This window comes from Winogradskyella costae, assembly GCF_013403865.1.
In the GTDB taxonomy this organism is placed as follows: domain Bacteria; phylum Bacteroidota; class Bacteroidia; order Flavobacteriales; family Flavobacteriaceae; genus Winogradskyella; species Winogradskyella costae.
In genome coordinates this window covers 46,258-61,920 of sequence record NZ_JABFDK010000013.1, presented here as the reverse complement: position 1 = coordinate 61,920, position 15,663 = coordinate 46,258, and the positions used below count along the sequence as shown (strand labels likewise).

12 protein-coding genes and 1 tRNA gene are annotated in these 15,663 nt (G+C 35.2%); 1 reads left to right on the top strand and 12 read right to left on the bottom strand.

Features of this window, described 5'->3' with window-relative positions:
* Positions 1 to 80: 80 nt before the first annotated feature.
* The 8 genes from HM986_RS17100 to HM986_RS17065 form a co-directional block, all read right to left on the bottom strand.
* Positions 81 to 2,924: a M16 family metallopeptidase gene (locus HM986_RS17100; protein WP_246288529.1), complete on the bottom strand. Its 2,844-nt coding sequence runs from the start codon at positions 2,922 to 2,924 to the stop codon at positions 81 to 83.
* Between the two features lie 101 nt (positions 2,925 to 3,025).
* A complete protein-coding gene (locus HM986_RS17095; RefSeq protein ID WP_179336263.1) occupies positions 3,026 to 3,958 on the bottom strand; it encodes an alpha/beta hydrolase in 933 nt (310 codons plus the stop codon).
* Between the two features lie 54 nt (positions 3,959 to 4,012).
* On the bottom strand, positions 4,013 to 6,136 hold the full coding sequence (gene scpA / locus HM986_RS17090; RefSeq protein ID WP_179336262.1) for a methylmalonyl-CoA mutase: 2,124 nt from the start codon (positions 6,134 to 6,136) through the stop codon (positions 4,013 to 4,015).
* Between the two features lie 54 nt (positions 6,137 to 6,190).
* Positions 6,191 to 7,570: a methylmalonyl-CoA mutase subunit beta gene (locus HM986_RS17085; protein ID WP_179336261.1), complete on the bottom strand. Its 1,380-nt coding sequence runs from the start codon at positions 7,568 to 7,570 to the stop codon at positions 6,191 to 6,193.
* Positions 7,563 to 7,889 carry an FtsB family cell division protein gene (locus tag HM986_RS17080; RefSeq protein WP_179336260.1) on the bottom strand — a complete coding sequence of 109 codons (327 nt, stop codon included), beginning with the start codon at positions 7,887 to 7,889 and terminating at the stop codon, positions 7,563 to 7,565. Before HM986_RS17080 ends, HM986_RS17085 begins: the two co-directional genes overlap by 8 nt.
* Positions 7,889 to 8,494, bottom strand: a complete 606-nt coding sequence (udk, locus tag HM986_RS17075; protein ID WP_179336259.1) for a uridine kinase — start codon at positions 8,492 to 8,494, stop codon at positions 7,889 to 7,891. Before udk ends, HM986_RS17080 begins: the two co-directional genes overlap by 1 nt.
* Before the next feature lie 57 nt (positions 8,495 to 8,551).
* A complete protein-coding gene (locus tag HM986_RS17070) occupies positions 8,552 to 8,995 on the bottom strand; it encodes a c-type cytochrome (protein ID WP_179336258.1) in 444 nt (147 codons plus the stop codon).
* Positions 8,992 to 10,092, bottom strand: a complete 1,101-nt coding sequence (locus HM986_RS17065; protein ID WP_179336257.1) for a PQQ-dependent sugar dehydrogenase — start codon at positions 10,090 to 10,092, stop codon at positions 8,992 to 8,994. Before HM986_RS17065 ends, HM986_RS17070 begins: the two co-directional genes overlap by 4 nt.
* 104 nt (positions 10,093 to 10,196) lie before the next feature.
* Between HM986_RS17065 and HM986_RS17060 the strand changes: the two genes are divergently transcribed.
* Positions 10,197 to 10,271: transfer RNA gene (locus HM986_RS17060), tRNA-Pro, on the top strand.
* Positions 10,272 to 10,438: 167 nt separating this feature from the next.
* On the opposite strand, the gene HM986_RS17055 is transcribed toward HM986_RS17060, so the two are convergent.
* From HM986_RS17055 to HM986_RS17040, 4 genes are read right to left on the bottom strand one after another with little or no spacing between them, the layout of a single operon-like run.
* A complete protein-coding gene (locus HM986_RS17055; protein WP_179336256.1) occupies positions 10,439 to 11,413 on the bottom strand; it encodes a T9SS type A sorting domain-containing protein in 975 nt (324 codons plus the stop codon).
* Positions 11,410 to 12,696 carry a YncE family protein gene (locus HM986_RS17050; RefSeq protein WP_179336255.1) on the bottom strand — a complete coding sequence of 429 codons (1,287 nt, stop codon included), beginning with the start codon at positions 12,694 to 12,696 and terminating at the stop codon, positions 11,410 to 11,412. Before HM986_RS17050 ends, HM986_RS17055 begins: the two co-directional genes overlap by 4 nt.
* A 21-nt stretch (positions 12,697 to 12,717) precedes the next feature.
* Positions 12,718 to 13,806 carry a YncE family protein gene (locus tag HM986_RS17045; protein WP_179336254.1) on the bottom strand — a complete coding sequence of 363 codons (1,089 nt, stop codon included), beginning with the start codon at positions 13,804 to 13,806 and terminating at the stop codon, positions 12,718 to 12,720.
* Positions 13,807 to 13,809: 3 nt separating this feature from the next.
* Positions 13,810 to 15,645, bottom strand: a complete 1,836-nt coding sequence (locus tag HM986_RS17040; RefSeq protein ID WP_179336253.1) for a TonB-dependent receptor plug domain-containing protein — start codon at positions 15,643 to 15,645, stop codon at positions 13,810 to 13,812.
* Between the last annotated feature and the right edge of the window lie 18 nt (positions 15,646 to 15,663).

The window sequence follows — 15,663 nt, the reverse complement described above, 5'->3', positions numbered from 1 at the left end:
TGAAGTTGTTAACAGTTCTATAAAAAAAAAACAGCCTTCATTAGAAATTATGAAGGCTGCTCAATAAAATAGGTGTAATCTTATTTTTCTGGATTATGAATACCAGTGATATAGCCTTGAGTTAAATATTTTTTAGCTACGTTATGTAAATCGGCAACAGTTAAACTATTTACGGCGTCTTCAAATTTTAAGATATTATGAGCATCTTTTTTGAGGTAATCAGCGTTTTTGAGTTGCCCTAACCAAAATCTATTGGTTTTTAGATCTTCTTTATAATCTAAGACTTGAGCCTTTTTTACTTTTTCTAAATCGACTTCTGTCGGACCATCTTTGATTAAAATATCGACCTCCTTCATCGTTGCCGTGATAAGCTTATCAACATTTTCTGGACCACAAGGAAAGCTAATATTAAATCTAAACCAGTCATAAGGCATATTACTAATACTTGCATTAGCACCAGCTCCGTATACGCCACCTTCTTCTTCACGTAACTTTTCAATTAATTTAATAGATAATACTTCAGCTAGACTTTTTAAAGCATGTGCTTCTTTTTCATCGTAATCTGTTGGACCATGGTAGGTTATTCTTACCGAACTTTTAGGGTCTTCACCTTTCTCTATAATTTTTTCGTGGCTACCTGTTAAAGGTCTAAAATCACTAACGTTATAAGATTCATTGCTTTCTGTTGACGGTAAACTTGCCAAATAGGTTTCACATAATTCTACAAACTTAGTTTCGTCAATGTTTCCTACAAAATAGAAATGAAAATCACCCGCATCAGCAAAGCGCTCTTTATATTTTTTATAGGCTAAGTTGTAGTCTGCATTGTCCATGTCTTCTGCTGTAGGAAACCCTGTGTATCTTGGGTTTTTTCCATAAATAAACTCAGACAATTGATCTTGAAAATAAAATTGTGGACTCGATAGTAGATTGCCTAAAAACGCTTTTTGTTTATCAGCAAAACTTTTAAAAGCGTTTTCGTCTTTATTTAAAGCTGTAAAATGCAAATACGTCAATTGAAATAACGTTTCTAAATCTTTTGGAGTCGTGTTTCCGGATAAACCTTCACTATAAGTGCCGATTGAAAGCCTCACATTTGCGATTTTACCAGACATCATTTTACTTAGTTCAACTTTACCAAAACCATTTACTCCGGCTTCAGTTAAACCAGCATTAGCGTTAGAAGTTGCTTTATATTCTTCGTTAGAATATAACGACGTTCCTCCGTAACTAAAAGCATCAAATAAAATTTCATCATTTTTAAAATCAGTCTTCTTATAGGTTACTGTAGCTCCATTGCTTAAAACTAAAGTCGTTGTGCCCAATGTGTCGTCAGTTTTATATTCCGCAATGCTGCCTTTAGATGGTGCATTTGTAATTAATGAAGAGGCAACAGCTTTATCCTCATAAGGTTTTAAATCCATAGCATTAACTGAATCTAATAGCTCTAATACCTGCGCTTCTTTTACTTGTTCTAAATCTTCTTTTTCTGGACCAGTAAGTATAACTACGCGGTTGTCTTCTTTGATGTAAGATTTGATGAGGGCGTTAACCTCATCTAATGTAATTGTCGGCAATTGTGATTTCATAAAGTCGAATCTCCAATCCATACTAGGAATAGGGTTTTGCTCTAGGAAATTGCTAATGTAACGCCCAACGATTCTGTTTGATTCCATCTTGTCTCTGTCTTTAAAGGCACGCTCCATATTAGCAATAATGTCTTTTTTTGCACGGTTAAATTCACCTTCATAGAAACCGTGTTGACGTACACGTTGATTTTCTACTAAGAGCGTTTTTAAGGCGTCTAGTTGTCCGGTTGGACTCGTCATAGCAGAAGATTGAAATGCGTTCTTGGTACGTGCATAGGTACCGCCGTAATAAGTGAACCCATATACAAAAGGCGGGTTGTCACCATTTCTAATTTCATCTAGTCGGTTATTTATCATTTGGGAGAATAAACTTTCAACCATGGAGTTTCTGTAATCAGCATAAGTAACATCTGGTGTGGAGTTCACTTTGTCTTTAAACATTAATTGGACATTAGAAAACGGGGCTTCTTTGTCAGATTCAATAGCGACAAAGGTGTCTTCATGATTTGGTAAGTCGAATGACGGTCTTGGTTTTGGGTTTTTAGGGTTTTTTATATGTCCGAAATGTGATTTTATTTTTTCTTCTAATACAGCTGCGTCAATATCTCCAACAGCAATTACAGCCATTAAATCTGGTCTGTACCAATCTTTATAAAAACGTTTTAAACTTTCGTATTCAAAAGTTTCCAAATTTTCTTTTGTACCAATAGGAAGGCGTTCTGCATACATCGAACCGTGCATCATTTTTGGTAAATATTCTTGCATCATACGTTCGTCTGCACCTTTACCTAGTCGGTACTCCTCTAAAACAACGCCGCGTTCGTTATCTATTTCCTCGTCAGTTAAAAGTGCATTATGAGCCCAATCTTCTATGATTTGAAATCCTTTTTCCAGTTTTTCGGGATCATCACTAGGGATAGGAAGGATGTAAACAGTTTCATCAAAACTAGTGTAAGCGTTGAGATGCGCCCCAAACTTTACTCCAATACTTTGTAGATAATCTACCAGTTCATTTTTTTCGAAGTTTTTGGTACCATTAAAGCACATGTGTTCCATAAAGTGAGCCAAACCTAATTGGTCTTCATCTTCTAGGATAGAGCCGGCGTTAATAACGAGTCTCAGTTCTACTTTATTTTCTGGTTTTGAATTATTTTGAATGTAGTAAGTGAGGCCATTTTTTAAAGTGCCAGTTTTTACATTAGGATCTGTGGGAATAGGGGTTGATGGGGTGTAAGTTGCTTCTGATTCTAATTTTGCGTTTACAACCTGAGCATTTAATGGGAATACAAAGGTTAGACACATTATTGTTAATGCGCCAATACTAAATTTTTTCATTGATTGATGGGTTTAATTGATTAGTGTTTTATGAGAATTTCCCACTAATCTAAACATAAAATAATGAAAGCTAAAGGAATACCGTTATTTTAACTAAATACTTAGTTTGAAGGTAGAGCTTGTTTGTTTAGAAACTTGAGTACTGATTCAAAGTACTTATCGCTACCAATTGCCCAAATATCCGAATGACCTGCAGCTTTTAGTTCCATAAACTCTTTATCGATGCTTTTAATCCTTGAGTAGTTGGCTCTTCCCTTTGAAATAGGGATAGCTGTATCTTTAGAGCCATGAACAACGAGTATAGGTTGTGTAATATTATTGCTGTATTTGTAAGGATTAGCCTCATCGGGATTGAAATCAGCGATGCGTCCTGCTCTGTCAACTAAATAATCGCTAAATAATTTTAGGTTGAAGCCAGTATGACGCTTAATGTAATATTGAATATTTGTCTTTAAGTCTGTGTAAGTACTTTCAGCAATTCCGAAAGCAATACGGTTGTCCATTCCCATTGCTTGTAGAGTTAAGGCCCCGCCTATAGATTGTCCCCAAAGCCCTATGTTATCTAAGTTTTCATTATTAATTAATTGTGTAATTAATGTTTGAATATCTTTAGTTTCTTTGGCTCCGTATGTGAAAAATTGTCCTTTGCTTTCGCCAAATCCTCGAGAGTCTAATGCAACTGAGTTAAAGCCATTAATAGAAAGAAACTCACTTAGAACTAAGAAATGTTCTTTAGTGTGGCTGCTGCCGTGCAATAATATAATTGTGCCTTTAACATGTGTTGAACTTGAGTATGTTATTAGGGCGGATAGTTTAAGCTTGTCAAAAGTTGTAATTGTTATTTTTTTTCTTTTGAATTTAGAGTTGGTATTAGATTTCGTTTGGGAGGTTGTGACGTCTTCTGCTTTAAATAATTCTACGATAGGGCTTCTCGTTTCTACTATAAAACGAGGGACAATAAAATGTATAATGAGTAGCCCTAAGATGAAAAGGATTAGGGTGTATCGTTTAATGATTTTTTTAGTTGTCCTCATAGACTATTAGACATCGTTTTAATGTTAGGCGAAAATTTGGAAAACAACAATGAATTAATCAATTAAAATGTTTAAAATTTGAATGGCAGCATCACTGATCTTAGTTCCAGGTCCAAAAACAGCAACAGCTCCGGCGTCGAATAAATACTGGTAATCTTGCTTTGGTATGACGCCTCCAACAATAACCATTATGTCATCTCTATCATATTTTTTTAGTTCTTCTATGACTTGAGGTACTAATGTTTTATGGCCTGCTGCTAAGGAAGATATCCCGAGGATGTGAACGTCATTTTCAACGGCTTGCTTTGCAGCTTCTTTTGGTGTTTGAAAGAGCGGTCCAATGTCTACATCAAACCCTACATCTGCATAGCTCGTAGCGACAACTTTGGCACCTCTATCATGCCCGTCCTGTCCCATTTTGGCAATCATAATTCGAGGTCTTCGTCCGTCTTGTTCTGCAAATTGATTCGCTAATTCTCTTGCTTTTTGAAAGCTTTTATCGTCTTTTATTTCTTTACTATACACCCCTGAAAATGATTTAATTTGTGCTTTGTATCTGCCAAATTCAACTTCTAGTGCGTCGCTTATCTCTCCTAAAGTGGCGCGTTTTCTTGCAGCATCTACTGCTAAATCTAGTAAATTTCCTTCACTTGTCTTTGCAGATTCTGTTAGTTTTGATAATGCTTCTGTGACAGCGGTTTTATCACGACTTGCTTTTATGCTGTTTAAGCGTTCAATTTGCTGTAGTCTTACGGTTTGGTTGTCTACCTCGAGAGTGGATATTGGGTCTTCTTGTTCTAAGCGGTACTTGTTAACCCCAATAATAATGTCTTGTGAAGAGTCTATTCGGGCTTGTTTGCGAGCCGCAGCTTCTTCAATGCGTAGTTTGGGTATGCCAGCCTCGATAGCTTTGGTCATGCCGCCTAGTTCTTCGACTTCCTGTATTAGTTTCCATGCTTCTTTTGTAATGTCGTTAGTCAATTTTTCAACATAATAACTACCAGCCCAGGGATCTACGGTTTTTGTGATGTGCGTTTCTTGTTGTAAATATATCTGTGTATTTCTTGCGATACGAGCTGAAAAGTCTGTTGGCAAGGCAATAGCTTCATCTAAAGCGTTAGTGTGTAGGCTCTGTGTGCCTCCAAAAGCGGCAGCAGAGGCTTCAATGCAGGTTCTGGCTACGTTATTAAAAGGATCTTGCTCGGTAAGACTCCAACCAGAGGTTTGGCAGTGGGTTCTAAGTGCTAACGACTTCTGATTCTTTGGGTTGAATTGCTTTACGAGTTTAGCCCATAGCATTCGTGCAGCACGCATTTTGGCAATTTCCATAAAGTGATTCATGCCAATTGCCCAGAAAAAAGATAACCTCGGGGCGAAGGTGTCAATGTCCATGCCGGCTTCAAGTCCCTTTCTGATGTATTCTAGTCCATCAGCTAAAGTGTAAGCTAATTCGATATCGCAAGTGGCTCCAGCCTCTTGCATGTGGTAGCCTGATATGCTGATACTGTTAAACTTTGGCATATTATTACTTGAGTATTCAAATATGTCAGAGATAATTTTCATGGATGGAGTAGGTGGGTAGATGTATGTGTTTCTAACCATAAACTCCTTTAGAATATCGTTCTGAATTGTTCCTGCGAGTTGGTTGGGTTTAACTCCTTGTTCTTCAGCTGCTACAATGTAAAACGCTAAAATGGGTAACACAGCCCCATTCATTGTCATGGATACTGACATTTTATCTAGAGGGATTTGATTGAAAAGAATTTTCATATCCTCAACCGAGTCTATGGCCACGCCTGCTTTTCCGACATCTCCAACGACACGTTCGTGGTCAGAATCATAACCTCTGTGTGTAGCTAAATCAAATGCTACTGATAATCCTTTTTGTCCCGCGGCTAGATTTCTTCTATAAAAAGCATTGCTTTCTTCGGCTGTTGAAAACCCTGCATATTGTCTAATAGTCCAAGGTCTGCGAACAAACATAGTTGAGTATGGTCCCCGAAGATTTGGCGCGATACCTGCAATAAAATTAAGGTGTTCTAAGTCTTGAATATCGTCTTTTGAATACGTTGATTTGACTCTGATATTTTCGGCTGTAAGAAAGTCTTTTTCTTCGCTTTGTTTCAAAGTTTGCGCTTCGTTTTTTAGTGCTATATGTTGAAGATTTTTTCTAGACATTCTTGATGTGTTTTAGAGATAAAAGAGAACTATAGGTTTTGTCAATACTGAGTTTTACTCGGTGCTTAATCTTTTGATTTCCAATTTTTCAGATAATCTTTTCTCAATAATTGGTTCAATCAATGTTTTGCGCTTTTCGATTTTTAAAAATGGACTAATTTCTAAATTAGATTTCATTTTGTCAGCGTTATTAGGATGTTTGTTTGTGCCTAATAAGATTAGTTTTTCAGCGTCAAAATCGGCCTGTTCTTTAGCAGCACTTTCTTTAATTTTCCTTTGAATTGTCCCTTCTTTCAATTGACTTAAAAAACCTCCGTTGGATTCAATATCTTTAAATAACTCAAGGGCTTTTTCAGCTAATTGTTCTGTTAAACTTTCGATGTAATAAGCTCCGTCTGCAGGGTTATTTACTTTGTCGAAATAGCTTTCATTTTTTAAAACTAAAAGCTGGTTTCTGGCAATACGATCTCCAAATTCATTTGGTATATGGAATAAGGCATCGTACGGTAAGTTACAAATTTCATTGACTCCACCAAGAATAGCGCTCATGCATTCGGTGGTTGTTCGCAGCATGTTAACGTTGTAATCGTATATGGTTTTATTACGTTTACTAGGTGTCGCAATTATTGTACAGTCTTCATTGACGTGATACTCGGAAGCTAGTGTGGTGTATAATTGACGTAAAGCTCTAATTTTTGCTATTTCAAAGAAGTAGTTTGAACCAATTGATGTATTGAATATTATGTTTATTTCGTTTAAGGACGTGTCTTTAGATCCGTCATAGTGATTCAAATACTCATTTGCATGAGCTAAACTGTATGCTAATTGCTGAACGCTAGAAGCGCCAGCATTTTGATATATACCCAAATCGATACTGATTTGATGGGTTGATTTTACAATAGTTTTTAGGTTAATGAAATCATCGTTAAGATTGTTGAACCAATTTCCTGTTTTAGCTAAATTACCTATGATGTCTGTGTGGATATATATTTGAGGCGCTTTAAAAGTACTAGAGGTAGTGGTTAATAAATCGTTAATGAAATCTTCTGAAAGAAAATTGCAGGTAATATGCACCTTTACGGTATCTAAATCGATATTTTGGAGCAAGTCTTCTGTTGAGGTGTCCTTGGAGGCTATATTAAATAAAATGCTTTCAGCTCCACGATAAATAGCATCTATGGCTTTTAAATTAGCTACGTTAGCGTCTGTAACTTCAATAGATTGTGCTATTTTCCATTTGGTTGCATTACTTTTTGAGACTTCGGGTAGGGTTTCAAATTCATCAGCATGATAAAATGGTTTAACATCAATGCCTTCATTGGTTTTCCAGATTAGGGTATCGTTGTAATCTGCACCTTTAAGATCGACCTGTATTTTTTGCTTCCATGCTTTTGAAGACACGGAATCAAAATCTTTAAATAATGATTTACTCATCTTGTTTGTTTTTTGGAATACTGTCTTCGTATTCAATAATGAAAATATCTTCGTTAGATTTCTTCATGTAGTAAGTTTCTCGTGCTGTACGCTCAATACCTTCGTCTGTACTTAATTCTTTAATGGCTTTGTTGTCTTTTGCCATCTCATTTTTATAGTGCTCTTTTTGGTATTCTAACTCGTTTATATCCGTATTTAATTCATGGTGAAATAACCACGAATGTGCATCAAAAAACAACATCCAAACCACGAAAACGACAAGAACTATAACATAGATATTCTTAAATGGCTTCAGATATTTTATATTGAATTTAGACATTATAAGCGTTCGTTAATTATTGTTTTAACGATATCTACAGCGACCGTATTGTATTTATTATTTGGTATAATAATGTCTGCGTATTCTTTCATAGGCTCAATAAACTGCTGATGCATTGGTTTTAATGTCGATTGATAGCGTTGGAGTACTTCGTTGATGTCACGGCCTCGTTCTGTGATATCGCGTCTTAAACGTCGTATTAGGCGCTCATCGGAATCTGCATGAACATATATTTTAATATCAAAAAGGTCTCGTATTTCAGCATGAGATAATATTAATATCCCTTCTACAATCATAACCTTTCTTGGTTTGGTAACAATTACATCCCCTGTTCGGTTGTGTTTAACAAATGAATACACGGGTTGATTAATGCTATGCCCTGCTCTTAATTCTTTGAGGTGTTGCTCTAGTAATTCAAAATCTATAGATCTTGGATGATCAAAGTTAATTTTAACACGCTCTTCAAAACTTAAATGAGAGGTATCCTTGTAATAGGAATCTTGGGATATTACTCCAACTTCACCTTCAGGTAATTCTTTTAAAATAGTGTTTACAACCGTCGTTTTTCCGCAGCCTGTACCACCTGCAATTCCTATAATAAGCATATTTAATTTAGTTTGTTTGAATGCTACAAATTTAATTATTTATGTAGTATAGTTCGTTTATAATTTGGAAACTTTCTCTGGTGTTACAAAGTTGTTAATCGCATTTCCCCAGCTATTATTGACGTAATTGATAACATCAGCGACTTCTTTGTCTGAAAGACCTAATGGCGCCATTGTGCTATTATAGGTGATGCCGTTCACTACAATTTTGCCAGATATACCGTATTTAGCAGCTTTGATGCTTTCGTTTTGATTTTCTCTCAAATAATCTGAGTCTGCCAATGGTGGAAACGCCCTAGGTACTCCTTTACCTTCTGGTAAATGGCAAGTGACGCACATATCATTATAGATAATTTTGCCACGTTCAATGCTAGCAATGAGTTTAGGATTATCTTGACTGACTTTTGTATAATTTTGAGCTGTAGTATTGGACTTTTTTGTATTTGAATTACATGATACAATCGTTAGTATCAAAATTCCGAGAATAATTATGTTTTTCATTTTCTTATCAATTTTACAATTCCTAAATTTTCTATACCAACGTAAATAAAACCATCCGGACCTTGTTCTACACATCTCACTCGTCCTAATCCATCTAGCAAGCGTTCTTCTTTTATGACTTTATTATCTTTTAAAGTGCACATATCTAAATATTGAAATTTTAGAGAGCCTACAAGTAAATTTCCATCCCAATCACCATACTTGTCACTTTTAATAAACGCCATTCCGCTTGGTGCAATTGAAGGATCCCAATAATGAATGGGTTGTTCCATGCCTTCTTTTTCGGTAATATCGGTAAATTTTGTACCAATATAATTGACTCCGTAACTAATTACAGGCCAACCGTAATTTTTGCCAGCTTTGATAATGTTTATTTCGTCACCACCTTTTGGGCCATGTTCGTGAGTCCATATTTGTCTTGAATCTGGATGGATTGTCATACCTTGAGGGTTTCTATGACCATAAGAATAAATGGCTGTTTTTGCATTAGTTTTATTAACAAAAGGATTGTCTTTTGGAATAGAGCCGTCATCATTAAGGCGATAGATTTTTCCGCCATCTCTAGTGATATCCTGTGGGTTCTCATCTCTATTTCCTCTTTCTCCCACGGAAAAGTACAAATAACCGTCATCATCAAAAGCCAAACGAGAGCCAAAATGTTGACCTTTAGTGGTGTCAGGAGAAGCCTTATATAAAACTTGTAAATTTGTTAAACTATTATCTTTTAGTTGGGCTCTTGCGATAGTTGTATTTCCACCTGAATCATCACCTTCAGAGGAGGCATAGGAAAAATATATCCAACCATTTTTATCGTAATTAGGGTGTAGAATAATATCCAATAAACCGCCTTGCCCACGAACATATATTTCTGGCAGTCCGGAAATATTTGTTTTTGTTTCATTCTTAAAATGAATAAGCTCACCAGATTTTTCGGTAATTAGCATCGAATTATCAGGAAGAAATGCAAAACCCCAAGGAATATTAAGGTCTGAGACTATAACTTCGTGTGTGTTTTCTAAATTTTTAGGATTTTGATCTTGTGCACAAGCTATTGTGCTAGAGAGGATTAATCCGATAATGATAGTTTTCATATCCATAGATTATTATCTAAAAAAAGATTAAGACTTTAAAGTTAGACAATTGTTGTTGGATTGTAAAGAAAAATTATATATTTGCAGTCCGAAATAGGGAAACCAAAATTCGGGGTGTAGCGTAGCCCGGTTATCGCGCCACGTTTGGGACGTGGAGGCCGCAGGTTCGAATCCTGCCACCCCGACTACTTTATCCCAAATAAAGAAACTCTGTAAGTCTAAAGATTTACAGAGTTTTTCTTTTTAATGTGATTCGGTGATTGTTAATGGGTAATATGCTTGTAGTTAACAGGTTTTTATATAAAAAAATGCTTTCCAAAGTAAAAAGGAAAGCATTTATATAAAATATCTACTAGTTTCTAATGAGTCGATGTTGACTTATTTTTCCATTTAGTGCAATTCTAACTAGGTAGATACCACTTTTAAGCTCTGATATTTGAATAGGATTATTGGAATCAACTTCTTTTGAAATTACCATTTTACCAAGTATGTTATAAATACTCACATTAACCTTTTCGGCAGAATTGATGTAAAATTCATTGGAAGCAGGATTCGGATATATAGAAATTGCTGAATATTCTTGATCATCAATACTTAATGATTGTTGATTAATAACACCGATGCCATCTAAATCAAATCCACTAGAATAAAAAGGGGTCGAAAAAGGGTCATTAATGGCGTTACCAAAACTATCATATCTCGCATAAGCAGGATCTATACTTCCGACAACATCTATAATTTTAATGTGTGTAATATTATTTTTGTTTAATAAAGCGTCCTCCTCTAAATCTGATAAGTCAAATGGTGTGCCGAATAATCCTCTATATTTTCCTGCGAGATTGTTGATATAAGTAGGGTCAACACTTCCAAATCCACCAACTTGTGTTTCTGATTGCGTTTCGCTATGAGAAGGAAATCTAAAATAATTAACACCATCTGAGCTCACTTCAACAAAAGCTAATTCTAGAAATGTATCACTAAAACTATTCTCAAAAACAGCAAAATCAAAGCCATCTTCATCAGCTATTGGTGTTTCAAACGTTAATATTGCTTCACCGGCATCTCCTAAGCTTACGACATTATTGGTTGCTATACCTAAGGCATCTTCGGCAACTCCATAAGTTGCATAATTACTACCTTCATGTTCTTGTGAAGGATTAGAAATGTTTACATACCCACGTTGTAGTTCTATACCAGTTGCCCAAGCTATAAAAACATCGCTGTCTGCAGCAATTGCTGTAGATCCAGTTTGTCCTGCGGCAGGAGCATAACTTTGCGCTTGTAATAAAAAAGTAGAAAACAGAAAGAGAAGGAGTGTTTTTATCATTTCACAATTAACTTTAAAGTTGTTGAATTTCCTTTTACTTCCACATTAACTAAGTACATACCTGTTTCTATACCGTCTAAAGCTATTGGCTGTGTATTTGTGTATTTTACAGCTTTTACTAATTTACCAGAGACATCATACATTTTGATATTCGCATTTTCAGTAAGGTTTAATTCAAAACTTCCTGATGCCGGATTAGGATATAAGGTTGTTGTTTCAAAAGCAAAATCATTGACACTTAAAGTTCCTTCGTTTTTATAAACTCCATTTGGTAATGGTCCTACAGTATATTCTGTTAGTAAACTTCCACTTTCATCATATACAAATACTTTTCCTGAACTTACATAGTCTATGGCATCTAATAAATAGAGTTTATCGTCAATCTTATCAAAACCATAAGAGAGTTGTGCGTTATTAGATGAGTTAAATGCTACAGTTGGAAGTGTCGTGTCTGTTGAGGCCATTTTATAAATGTTATTATTTAAAACATAATATAAATCAGTAGCATCTACTGCTAAAAAACTTGGATGTTCCGAAGTTTGAAAATCGATTGTAACATGGTTTTGGAAATCTGACAAATCTATTTTATGAATACTACCGAGAGTTTCATCACCTGTCCAAGCTTGTTTTCCACTTGCAAGTACATATAGGTAATCATCGTCAACTTTTATTGTTGAAGGCACATCTCCTACAGTGATTGATTCCACAGTACTCGTTGCTATATCAATTACGGAAATAGAATTACCATATCCGTAGCCACCTTGATGCGCTACAAACAGTTTTCCATCTTTCTGTACAATTTCTTCAGGACCTTCAGCTACAGAGATTGTTTCAGTAACATTATTTGTTGTTAAATCTATTACAGCAACAAAGTCATCGGTAGTATCAAATGGATCTCCCCAATTGGTGACATAGCCGTTTCCGTCATAAAAAGCAATATTTCGTGGTAATTCCATTTGATCAGTAATGCTAGCAGAAAAAGCAAAAGTCGTGCTGTTCATTACTTTTATTTCGTCGCTATAATGAAGTATTACATATGCAAAATCTCCATAGAAGCCCATTCCTTGTCCTGTATCTCCTAAGGTCATACTAGGATTTTGAGTGGTGAAAATATTATTTTCTAATGTTCCACTTGCATCAATATGTGAAACGGAAGCCGTATTTGTACCAAATAAACCTTCGTTTAAAATAAAAACACCATTAGAATAATCTTGTGCATAGCTACTAGCAGAAAGTAGAATTGCGGTTAAAATGTAAAATGTTTTTTTGTAATTGTTTTTCATAATTTAATTGTTTTTAGTTAGTTATAGATTGTTGAAGTAAAATGCATTTGGAATAATTTGAACTGAAAATTGGTTTTGTAAATCACCATTTAGATTGTAAATAAATGCTTCTCCGTTAGAAGTGTAATCTTTAGCATCAGCGATATAGATAGCGCCTTCATGCACCTCAAAACCATAAAGAATCTCAACACCATCTGCTGCTGTTGAAAAAGAAGGGGTTTCTGGAAGCTGAAAAACATTGCTGTCTAAACTGTATACAGCATTATCTATGGTGTAATACAATATTCCATTTTCAAATTCTAAATGACTAGGGTGTTGCTCTGTTGAAAAATTAAGAGTCGTTATGTCATTAATATCAGGTAGATTGATCTTAAAAAGTTTTGCAAGGGTTTCATCTCCTGTCCAAGAAGCTTTACCAGAGCAAATCACGTAAAGAAAACCGTTGTCAATTACCATTCCGTCGGGTACATCTGCAACAGTAATAGTTTTCAAAACATTTTGTGATGCGACATCAATAACACTTATAGTGTTGCCATAGCCATAACCTCCTTTGTGAGTTACGTAAAGTTTACCGTTATCTAGTAGTATCTTTTCAGGACCTTCCGCTACTGGAATTGTAGCTTCTATAAGATTTGTATCTAAATTTAAAACAGCAACATAATCGTCATTAACGTCATTTGGATCTCCCCAATTGGTTATATAACCTTTATTGTCACTAAATTCAATATATCTAGGATTTACAATCATATTGCTGACTGTTGCTATATATTCAAAAGTATAACGGTTAACAACTTCTATAGTAGCCGAATTATTTACTACGAGATATGCATTTTCACCATAAAACCCCATGCTTTGCGCTGTATCACCAAGACCCATTCCGTTTACTTCAGAATAAATAGAATTATAAACTTCACCTGTGTTTTCAAAAAATGAAACCGAAGCATTAGAGTATCCAAAACCACCTTCATTCAAAATAAAAATTCCATCGGTATAATCTCCAGATGGCGGTTGTACGGAAATAGGATCGTCTCTATCATCACTAGTACATGATGTCATAGTGATTAAAACTAACATTAGCAGACTTGCGAGTTTGTAAAAATATTTTTTCATTATTTAAAATTTTAGATGTAAATAGAAATTGAAATTCCGACCAGGCATTGGGCGGTTGAGAACGCTTTCGTAAGATTCGTTCCAGAAGTTTAATATTTGCGCTCCTATTTTATAGTCACGATTTTTTCCTAATGTGTATTCGGCTCCTAAATTAGCAACCATATAGCTGTCTAAAATATGTTCGGTAGCATGATCTGTGGTGGTAAAAACCTCATCGTTATTAAGGTATTGATAGTAGGCCGAAATTCTTTTATAATTATACCCAAAAGAAGTCGTGAATTTGTAAAACGGAACATAGATGAGCTGTTTCCCTGTTTCTTTATTTTCTGAAACAGTATAAGCAAAGGTTGCTGAACCCGTAAATTTGTGATTTCCAAATGATTTCTGAGCTGTAATGACAGATTCTAGTCCGTAAATCTGAACTTTATTAGTGTTCTCTGGTCTAAAAATACCAGAGCTGTCAGGCACCCAGCGTAATAAGTTTTCTACGTAATTATAATAACCTGTTAAGGAAATAGAAAGGTTTTTAAAATTGAAATTATTGCTAATTTCACCTTGATAAGATTCTTCTGGTTTTAAGTCCGAATTTCCAACACCTTGCCAATACAAATCATTATAAGTTGGGATTCGGAAGTTTTTAGACGTATTAACTTTTAGTTGATAAAAATCAGTAAGCTTTGTACTAAAACCTGCAGAATATAAAAGTGGATTTCCATATTGTTCATTCGTTTCTTGGCGTAATCCGAGTTCATAAAGAAACGTTTCTGAAAGTACATGTTTAAAACTGATTAAGGCAGCAGATAAGTTGCGTGTTTCTGAAGCAATATTAGAACCTTGACCATCATTGTGAGTGTAATTAACTCCTGCTGTAAGCAATATCTTATTAGAAAGGGCAAAGTCTAGGCCGTATTTAGAAATAAAACTCGTCACTTTTCCGTAGGTGTAAAAGTCATTGTCTATGTTACCGAAATAACGGTATTCTTCTGTTGTGGTTGCTATTTTTAGATTGGACTTAAACTTACTGAAATGACTTTCCCATTCTACAAGAGAGCGTGTGTTAAAATCAGTATATTTTGTTTTTAATGCGTTTGGTGTTGGTACTGAAAAATTTCGTCTACCATCATAAACATTCGCAAAAACTTTTAGGGTGTTATTTAAATTTAATTTCGAAGTTGCCGCTAAACTAATGTTAGTATTATGATACTGACCGTTAATATTGATGCGGTCTGTTTCTGGGTAGGGATAATCATTATCAGAAGCATTTCTGGCAATGCCTAAAAGCACACTAAATTTTTCTGATGAATAATTAGTTTGGTAATCTATGCCATAGGTGTTAAACTCTCCGTAGTTAGCAAAAAGTTCATTATGAAATCCTTTATTAAAACCGAGTTCATTTACCAGATTTATAGAGCCGCCAATAGCGCCACTTCCATCAGCAACACTAGAGCCGCCTGGTTTTATTTCTATTTTATTATAACCACGTGTATTTATGGTATTAAAATCGGTTTGTCCGGTGGTTTGTGAGTTAATGTTAATACCATTCCAAAGTACCGAAGTTTGTGATGCTGTTGTACCACGAAAAGAGGGTGAAGAAACCATACCTAAACCATTCTCCTTAAAATAAACCGTGCTATTAAAGTTTAGAAAATTAGTTAGAGAAGCTTGGTTTTGTTTTAAGACACTATCTTTTACAATAGTTACATTTCTTGTATAGGTAGAATCTTTAAGTCGGTAAGCAATAAGGCGTACCTCTCTCAAAGCCGTGATGGAGTCGGTTTGCGAATGAAGCATAGAACAAAAACCTATGCAAAACAAAATGGTGCATACAATATATCTCATAAACCCGTGCCTTTTACC